This window comes from Thiolapillus sp., assembly GCF_048562965.1.
GTDB lineage: Bacteria > Pseudomonadota > Gammaproteobacteria > Chromatiales > Chromatiaceae > Thiolapillus > Thiolapillus brandeum_A.
On record NZ_JBHNMF010000800.1, the window covers coordinates 1 to 1,341 of the forward strand.

Consider the following 1,341-nt stretch of genomic DNA (forward strand, 5'->3'; position numbering starts at 1 on the left):
ATTCGATTGTGTGGTGCTCAAACCCCAGGTCTTTTCAATGCCCTCATCCCCAAGAACAATCAACAGAATTTCTGGCATTGTCTGTATGTCTGTTTCAGATGGGTGCAAGGCAGTGATGCCAAATTCCCTGAGTGAGCGAGACCTAACAAACCAGTTGTCACTGTCACCCCCTGCACAGGTTCCTGCTGACTTTTCTGCACAGTCACTGCAGTCTCCATCATAGCACTGAAGTACAGCATTGATGACAGAAGGCATTTCATGTTTCATCTGGTCAGTATCTGCGTTGAACTTTTCACTCATATGCTTCAGTATCATTGAACTCCTGTTCTTTAGATCTGCTGCCAGAACACACTTACACTCCTGTCTGTCTTTCTTTGTTGTCATGCCTGGAAAGAGGTGGGGGCTGAAAGTTTTTTTCTTTGCTCGTTTGACTTGTGTCTGTGAGAGGTGTAGCAAGTCAGCCAGGCATTTCACTTGAGGTGATGGATTGGCTTCCTGTATGGATTGCGCAACACCCTTGTGCAAGCGCCAGTCTCCATCTGTTGTGCAGTATGCAACAGTAACACCAGCACCAGCAATGTTCCTGCCAATTTCACGTCCGCTTTCATACTCAGACAGACCTTCTAGTTTGTCGACATTGGTGATGCAGCCTGTGTGGCCACCAGGACAGGTGGCAGTTTGATCACCTTTGCTTCTCAAGAGCGCTCCTTTGGGGCACAGTTTGTTTTGTGTGAATGCTGACACAATGTAGTTCTTGCCGGTTTGCTTTTCCATGGCTAATGTTGTTAACTGTGTTGCAATTGGCAGTCCAGTTCTTCTGGAGTTCCTTATTCCAGAGGTGTTATACCGGGTGTCCACAGAAATGTGAATGTTTTTCTGCAGTCCACTTGCCTGCAGCAGTTTTTGATTCATGTCGTCAGAGCTCAGCTGGGCAATTTTGTCACAGACTGTCTGGCTCATTTGGTGCATTCCACTTTCAGAGGGTGGAGACAAGTCAAGGGCAGCAAGCAGAAACCGCAGCTTTTTGAATCCTATGGATGTGGAGGTGACAGCGGCATTCAACTCTAGGTTTTGAACAGCAGCACTTCGTCCTCGTCCTGGTTTGCGTATCTCCTCATAGAGTTTAAAGAGCGGCGTAACAAAGCTGCAATTCACACACCGCAATGACTGTGCCACAACAACTCCTCTCTTTTCTTCTTTGGCAGGCTGAAACTTGGGCCAGGAGCAGTTGTCTAGCTTTAAATGTTCTTCTATAGCAAAGTTCCACATGTCACAGTTTTTGTCCACATGAACCACACGCATTTTGCCTAATCCTGATTTCTGGCTCTGGTCTCCAGGTTT

The 1,341-nt window shown here is 46.9% G+C and carries 1 protein-coding gene; it reads right to left on the minus strand.

The features are described 5' to 3' along the window. A partial coding sequence (locus ACOCD2_RS20175) for a hypothetical protein (protein ID WP_419625967.1) occupies positions 1-1,269 on the minus strand: 1,269 nt, incomplete at its 3' end. Positions 1,270-1,341: the final 72 nt, after the last annotated feature.